The sequence below is a fragment of the Bacteroides sp. AF25-38AC genome (assembly GCF_003602995.1).
In the GTDB taxonomy this organism is placed as follows: domain Bacteria; phylum Bacteroidota; class Bacteroidia; order Bacteroidales; family Bacteroidaceae; genus Bacteroides; species Bacteroides uniformis.
Genome location: NZ_QTMD01000019.1, coordinates 51,050 through 58,202, shown reverse-complemented (window position 1 = coordinate 58,202; position 7,153 = coordinate 51,050). Strand labels below are relative to the sequence as shown.

The window sequence follows — 7,153 nt, the reverse complement described above, 5'->3', positions numbered from 1 at the left end:
ATTGCTTGCCATCCCCCCCCGCCACAAAGTGGCCTGGTCGGGGTCTACAAAGAAACCGATGGAAAGCAACTTGATGCCATACTTCTCTATCGGAACAATCAAGTCACGTCCACCAATGTTCTCTGCCACCGGACGGGCATCTTCCACTTGGAACATCTTTGGAACAGAAGGCCCGAAGATATCAGCATCCAGCAGACCTACTTTATAACCCAACTTTGCCAAAGACACGGCAAGGTTGGCAGCAACCGTGGACTTGCCTACCCCACCTTTTCCGGAAGACACTCCGATAACATTCTTCACCTGGGGTAATAGTTTACCCACTTCCGGACGTGCCGCCTGACGGCTTTCAGTCGTAATCACAACCTCCACCTCGGGAGAGACATACGTATGTATAGCTGTCTCGGCAGCCTTCACCATTGACTTCATGAACGGATCAGTCGGTTTCTCGAATGTCAACGAGAAGCTGACCTTCATCCCGTCAATCCGCATGTTATCGGCCACCATCTCAGCCTCAACAAGATTCTTTCCGGTACCGGGATAACGCACTGTTGCCAATGCATCAAGGATTAATTTTGGATATAATGTCATTGTATTTACTATTTGACGATTTACTATTTACTATTTTTATGCGAATCAGTAGTCGTTTTAACCACTGATTCACATCATTTGCTGGTTTGCAATCCGCTACGCTTGCTACGGTTATAACTGCGGTACTCATCCAGCTCTATCTCCACATCCGGTTCCTGCAACTCGCCCTCTTGCGGAAGATGGAACTTGATGTACTTGATATTCAAACCACGATCCAGCCATTGTTGTTCATAATAGGTCTTGATGCTGAGTATCTCATCAGCCATGCCGGAGTGGTACAAGTCTTCCGTCATCACATCCACCGGCAGCCGGTTTCTTTCAATCATGTACCGGGTATAGGTAAACATGAAGTTGCTGTCCGTCTTCAGATGGACTATGCCGTCATTCTTCAGGAACTTGCGGTAGCGCTCCATGAAATAAGTGGAAGTAAGCCTTTTGGTCGCCTTCTTCATCTGCGGGTCCGAGAAAGTGAGCCAGATTTCGCTCACCTCATCCATAGCAAAAAAGCGGTCGATGATTTCGATATTCGTACGCAAGAAAGCAACGTTCTTCATGCCCGACTCCAGCGACTCGGTGGCTCCCGTCCACATGCGGGCACCCTTTATATCCACTCCGATGAAGTTCTTTTCGGGAAACATGCGTCCCAATCCGACAGTATATTCTCCCCTACCACAGCCCAGTTCCAGGACAATGGGATGGTCGTTCTTGAAAAACCGCCCGTGCCAGTTCCCTTTCATGTCAAACGGCACATTATCCACCGCGGAATACGGATACTCGAAAACATGCGGATAACTCGCCATATCGGCAAACTTCTCTAACTTGTTCTTTCCCATTTAAGAAGCATTGAAACATAAAACATATTATTTTAGGCACGGATTACACGGATTTTCACGGTCTCTCTTCAATCTATCCGTGCTTTCCGCGCAATCCGTGCCTAAAAGTATAAAAAACAAAGTCCCGGCAAGTCTTATACGATAGACATTGCCATCACCGTATTATTCAACAATCGTCACCCACCCGTGAGTATCCGGCTCGTCACCATACTGGATGGCACGCAGCTTGTTGTAGAGCTTCGTACATACCGGTCCGGGTTTTCCATCCTTGGAAATAACGTATGACTTGCCGTTCTCTACGTCGTCTATACGTTCGATGGGGCTGATAACGGCAGCCGTACCGCAGGCACCCGCTTCCTCGAAAGTCAGCAACTCTTCTTCGGGAACCGGACGGCGTTCTACCTTCATGCCCATGTCCTCTGCCAGCTGCATCAGGCTCTTGTTGGTGATGGAGGGCAGGATGGAAGTGGACTTCGGAGTGATATATGTATTGTCCTTGATGCCGAAGAAGTTGGCGGCGCCACATTCGTCCATGTATTTCTTTTCTTTGGCATCCAGATAGAACTCGCAGGCATAGCCCAAATCGTGCGCCTTCTTGTTGGCACGCAAGCTGGCTGCATAGTTGCCTCCTACCTTATAGACACCCGTACCGAGCGGTGCCGCGCGGTCGAATTCGCGGATAATGACATACGGATTGGTTGAGAATCCACCCTTAAAGTAAGGACCTACCGGGGTCACGAACACCACAAACAGATATTCGCTGGCAGGATGTACGCCTACTTGTGCACCGGTACCCACCAGCAACGGACGGATATACAGAGAAGCACCCGATTCATAAGGCGGAATGAAACGCTCGTTCAGCTTCACCACCTTCAGAATAGCTTCTTTGAAACGCTCCGTAGAAAGTTCCGGCATCAAGATGCCACGGCAAGTGGATTGCAGGCGGGCTGCATTCTCCTCCAAACGGAAGATACGCACTTTACCGTCTTTGCCACGAAAAGCCTTCAAACCCTCAAACGCTTCCTGACCGTAGTGCAAACAAGTGGCAGCCATGTGCATAGGAATGGTTTCCTCACTGCAAACTTCCAGTTCGCCCCATTGTTCGTTACGATAGTAAATTCTCACATTGTAATCTGTCTTCATATATCCGAACGGCAGATTAGCCCAATCAAGTTCTTTCATATCTCAAAGTATTAGTTACTTCTATTACGTACATTTTGCAACAAAAATAGCTTTTATTCTTCAGATTTCCACTTCTCCGACAGTAATTTTTCAATTTCCTTATCGGCTTTGGTCAATTTATCGCTGCAAAATGCTATAATTCCGTTCGCCTCCTTTATCTTTTCGGCAAGCACATCTATCTCCAGCTCGTTGTTGTCTATCTGGCTGACTATTTTCTCCAGGCGCGCCATGGCTTCGGAGTAGGTTTCTTTTTTCTTGGTTACCGGCATAATTGAAATTAATTAATCGTTGTACTTCTCAAGCCGTTTGTCAGAATTCCCGTTTTTGGGCGATGCGTTCTCCCACTTCATCTCCTTGGACGTCAGTTTCAAAATATGATATTGTTCAGTATAATGTCCCTCTTTATCATACAACGTAATCAATTTTTCATCAAGACTTATGATATAAGTTCCACGAAAAGGGACTCCGTTAGATAACGGGCTTCCGGTATAAACTTCATAGGTCTTGTCTGCATTAAACGTATAGCAGGTCACAAAATCGTCCTGCAGGACTGGTTCTTTCACAATCCACTTACCTACCAGTTGAGGAATTTCGACCTTATCATCCTCATCCGTACATGAAATAAAACTAAATGCCATACTTATCAGTATCAGCATAAAAAACAAATTTTGTGTTTTCATCTTTGTTCATTTTAAATGATTTAAACAATATTCATAAAATGCAGAGATTTGCAAAACACTGCATGAATGAGAGGAGAGTTAAATATGTACTATTGAAACCACTTCACCATTCTGCAGACGGGTTGTTATCATATCATTCTCCTGCAGTTCATCTGCATTCTTCACTACTTTCCCATCTTTCAACGTAATGCTGTAACCGCGGGCCAACAACTTTTCCGGTGAAGCATCTGCCAATCGTTGTTGCAACAATTCCAGGCGATGGCGATGGCGGAACAAAGAGGAAGTCACAGCCTGCACCACATCTTTCCGCACAGTCAGCAAAGCCATTTTTGCATCGGATATACGATGGTATGCGGCAGAAGGAATCCGGTTCTTGTAACCAGAGAGTCTGCGCTGTTCCTGCTGCAACAGATTCCTGACACCCTCATGCAAGCGAGAAGCAAGCATTTCCAGTTCATCAGCAGCGCTGTCCATGGACTCTATTAAGAATTCGGCAGCCGCCGTAGGGGTCTTTACACGGGTATGTGCCACAGAATCCAGCACCGTGTCATCCCGCTCGTGACCGATGCCCGTTATGATAGGTAACGGAAACTGTGCACAAGCAGCAGCAAGCAGGTAAGTATCGAAACCGGATAAGTCGGACGTGGCGCCTCCACCACGAATAATGACAACCACATCAAACTCGGACAAGCGTGCATTTACCCGGTCGAGAGCAGAGAGGACAGACTCCTCCACACGGTCACCCTGCATCAGGGCAGGAAACAGTTCCGTATAAAAGTAGAAACCCCGGGAGTTGTTTTCCAGCTGATGACAGAAGTCACCATAGCCCGCCGCCGTCGGTGAGGATATGACGGCAATACGTTGCGGCAGGCGGGGCATATCCAGTTCTTTATTAAGAGTGAGTACTCCCTCCTCCTCGAGCTGCCTCAATATTTCCCTACGACGACGCGCCATATCGCCCAACGTATAAGTGGGATCTATGTCCTGCACCGTCAGACTGTATCCATAAAGTTCGTGGAAACTGACAGTGACCTGAACCAGCACTTTGATGCCCGAAACAAATGCCTGCCCCGTAGCCTCCTCAAAATAGGGCTTCAGCAGGCGGAACACATTTGCCCAGATTGTTCCTCTCGCCTTAGCTATCAGGCTGTTGCTGCGAGGGTCTTTCTGCACAAATTCCAGATAGCAATGCCCCGTACTGTTGGTACGCACATCGCTCAACTCCGCCTGCACCCAACACTCGTCAGGAAGGCATTGTTCCAGACTGCGGCGCACAAGGGCGTTGAGCTCATACAAAGACAACGATTCCATATGGCTATCTTTTGAGCAGATAATCCTGATATGCTTTCCACATATCGGGCACGCCATAACCGTATATATTATCGGGATAATCTTTACGGTCACCGGAGCGGCGTACCAGTTCTATCACCTCTTTAGCCGTAAGTTCAGGGCAAGCCTGCCACAAGCAGGTCACCATGCCACACATGACAGGAGAAGAAAACGACGTACCGTTTGCCTTACCCTGGTTACCATCCGTACGTATGACATCAGCTCCCAAGCCGACAGCCACCACATCCGGTTTTATCCGGTGGTCCGCCGTATTCCCGATAGATGAGAAAGGAGCCAGTACGGCTTCCTTGTCAATAGCGCCCACGGTCAGCACGTTCTCCGCATCTCCCGGAGGTGTGATTTTCTTCCACGAACCCATACCGGAATTGCCGGCACTGCACACCAGCACCATTCCTTTGTCCGCAACGTGTGAAGCCTGACGGGACATCAGTGCATGGCGTCCGTCCAAATCACGGAACCTATAATCTTTCGACTTGTCGTCAAAAGTGTAATATCCCAATGAAGTATTGAGTACATCCACCCCTACACTATCGGCAAACTCCACCGCTGCAGACCAATAGTCCTGCTCGACCAAATGCTCGGAATACTCGTCTTCGCTACGCAGCAACCAGAAAGAAGCCTCAGGCGCCGTACCGGTCATAATGCCGGGCTGGTTCATGCCGATGCAGGACAGTACCATCATGCCATGACTGCTCTCTGCAAAGATGTCTGCCTGCTGATTTACAAAATCTTTGGTTCCCAACACCCGGATGTTCTGCATGGCGGTTATCTTATCGGCATTATGAAAACCGGCATCGATAACTGCAATCGTCATGCCCTGCCCCTTGAACCCTTCCTGGTGCAATTTATCACCATTACTCATCTGTATCTGGCTAACGGCAAGTCCATAGATACTGTCAGGATGTACACTCGGCTGGTTAATCAAAGAATCGCGTCCGGTAGACATCATCGGACTGTCACCTTTGGGAGCTATCCAGACTTTTTCCGTAGCGCAGACAAAAGGTAGTGCGGCAATACGGTCTATCAAGGTAGAGTCATTGCAAGATACCGTGACGAAGTTCTCCCATTTACCGGTAACCACAACATTTACGCCCTGATGGCGAATTTCGTCCACGTACTTGCGGCACACCGGCAAGTCGGTAGAATCTATCGGCAGGTTCTGCTTATGCCGACGGGCAATCGCCTTTTCAGAAAGAAACGCTTCCGGGTGTTCCAAGGAATACGTGGTGGCAGCCTTATCCTTCAGGCTGATGCGATACTTCAATGTATCTTGTTGTGCCGATGCTCCTGCCGCAAGCAGGACAAAGGCGGAAAGGAGTAGAAGTCTTTTCACAATTATAAATTAAAAATTAAAAATTAAAGGAACATCCCGATGCCTCTTTGGGAAGCGATAAAGGAACCGCCCACTACCCTTCGGCCTATATAGAATACGGCAGACTGTCCCGGAGCTATGGCAGAGGCTTCCGTCTGGAAGTGTACCAGCAGACGACCGTCCTCCAGGCGCTTCACGTCGCAAGGAATCGGTTTACTGCGGTAACGGATACGTACGGTTAGCTCCTTGCTTTCAAAAAACTCTCCCTCATCCACCAAATTCTCATGTTCGGCAAGCATATATCCCGTCTTCAGCTGTTCGGCGTCTCCCAGCATCACCGTATTCTTCTGAGGATTGATTTTCAAGACGTAGGCAGGTTTGCCCAAGGCTATTTCGAGTCCCTTGCGCTGCCCGATGGTGTAATAGGGAAAGCCTTTGTGTTTACCCAGCTTAACGCCTTCCGAATTGACAAACCATCCCGGTCCCACCTCGCGGTCTATCTCCGGAGAGTGTTCGCGCAGGAAATCACGGTAATCACCTTTAATGAAGCAGACCTCCATGCTCTCGCCTTCTTCCGCCTTGACGGTATAACCTTTGTCGCGGAGGTATTCGCGGACTTGCTGCTTGGTATAGGTGCCTAAGGGGAAGATACAACGCTTCAGCAACTCCTGCCCCAGTCTCCACAAAAAGTAGGACTGGTCTTTCTTGTCATCATCCCCGGCTATGATATAAACCTTACCGTTCCGTTCCTCCAGACGGGTGTAATGTCCGGTAGCAATATAGGCACACCCCAGCTTGTCTGCCCACTCCGCAAGAATACGGAACTTGAACAGCGGATTACACATCACACAAGGGTTCGGAGTCCGACCCTGACAATATTCATCTATAAAATTCTGTACAATTATCTGTCGGAAGGCTTCGCGCTCATCTGCCACATGATGTTCAATCCCCATGCTGTCTGCCAGTTGGCGGGCTTCTACCGGTTCGTCTCCCCACACCCACATGGTGAGACCGACTATCTCATAGCCCTGCTCCTTCAACATCAGGCAAGTGGCAGTACTGTCTATACCACCGCTCATACCGACCAATACTCGCTTTTCAGGTGTACTCATATCAGAAACCAATGAATTAGTCTGCAAAAATACATGATTTCGAGCAGAAGATAGAGAAAAGGCATGCCTTTTTAGCATGCCTTCACATAAAGAACT

General features: G+C 48.5%; 8 protein-coding genes. All 8 read right to left on the bottom strand.

Annotation, left to right across the window (positions count from 1 at the left end; translation table 11 throughout):
- Positions 1-588, bottom strand: a 588-nt coding sequence (locus tag DWY55_RS22375; protein ID WP_243633665.1) for a P-loop NTPase, incomplete at its 3' end; no start/stop codon positions are given.
- A gap of 74 nt (positions 589-662) precedes the next feature.
- A complete protein-coding gene (gene trmB, locus DWY55_RS13755; RefSeq protein ID WP_005829747.1) occupies positions 663-1,421 on the bottom strand; it encodes a tRNA (guanosine(46)-N7)-methyltransferase TrmB in 759 nt (252 codons plus the stop codon).
- A gap of 162 nt (positions 1,422-1,583) precedes the next feature.
- Positions 1,584-2,603: a branched-chain amino acid aminotransferase gene (locus DWY55_RS13750; protein WP_005829743.1), complete on the bottom strand. Its 1,020-nt coding sequence runs from the start codon at positions 2,601-2,603 to the stop codon at positions 1,584-1,586.
- Positions 2,604-2,656: 53 nt separating this feature from the next.
- On the bottom strand, positions 2,657-2,872 hold the full coding sequence (xseB, locus tag DWY55_RS13745) for an exodeoxyribonuclease VII small subunit (RefSeq protein ID WP_022401344.1): 216 nt from the start codon (positions 2,870-2,872) through the stop codon (positions 2,657-2,659).
- Between the two features lie 12 nt (positions 2,873-2,884).
- On the bottom strand, positions 2,885-3,283 hold the full coding sequence (locus DWY55_RS13740; RefSeq protein ID WP_022401343.1) for a lipocalin family protein: 399 nt from the start codon (positions 3,281-3,283) through the stop codon (positions 2,885-2,887).
- Positions 3,284-3,361: 78 nt separating this feature from the next.
- Positions 3,362-4,594, bottom strand: coding sequence for an exodeoxyribonuclease VII large subunit (gene xseA / locus DWY55_RS13735; protein WP_035457774.1), 1,233 nt, complete (start codon positions 4,592-4,594; stop codon positions 3,362-3,364).
- A 4-nt stretch (positions 4,595-4,598) separates the two neighbouring features.
- On the bottom strand, positions 4,599-5,969 hold the full coding sequence (locus DWY55_RS13730; protein WP_374211759.1) for a S8 family peptidase: 1,371 nt from the start codon (positions 5,967-5,969) through the stop codon (positions 4,599-4,601).
- 20 nt (positions 5,970-5,989) lie between these two features.
- Positions 5,990-7,057: a tRNA 2-thiouridine(34) synthase MnmA gene (mnmA, locus tag DWY55_RS13725; RefSeq protein WP_057097601.1), complete on the bottom strand. Its 1,068-nt coding sequence runs from the start codon at positions 7,055-7,057 to the stop codon at positions 5,990-5,992.
- Between the last annotated feature and the right edge of the window lie 96 nt (positions 7,058-7,153).

Coding starts and splice junctions, on each gene's coding strand:
- xseA (WP_035457774.1), bottom strand. CDS start 4,594: ATGGAATCGTTGTCTTTGTATGAGCTCAACGCCCTTGTGCGCCGCAGT.
- mnmA (WP_057097601.1), bottom strand. CDS start 7,057: ATGAGTACACCTGAAAAGCGAGTATTGGTCGGTATGAGCGGTGGTATA.
- xseB (WP_022401344.1), bottom strand. CDS start 2,872: ATGCCGGTAACCAAGAAAAAAGAAACCTACTCCGAAGCCATGGCGCGC.
- DWY55_RS13740 (WP_022401343.1), bottom strand. CDS start 3,283: ATGAAAACACAAAATTTGTTTTTTATGCTGATACTGATAAGTATGGCA.
- DWY55_RS13750 (WP_005829743.1), bottom strand. CDS start 2,603: ATGAAAGAACTTGATTGGGCTAATCTGCCGTTCGGATATATGAAGACA.
- trmB (WP_005829747.1), bottom strand. CDS start 1,421: ATGGGAAAGAACAAGTTAGAGAAGTTTGCCGATATGGCGAGTTATCCG.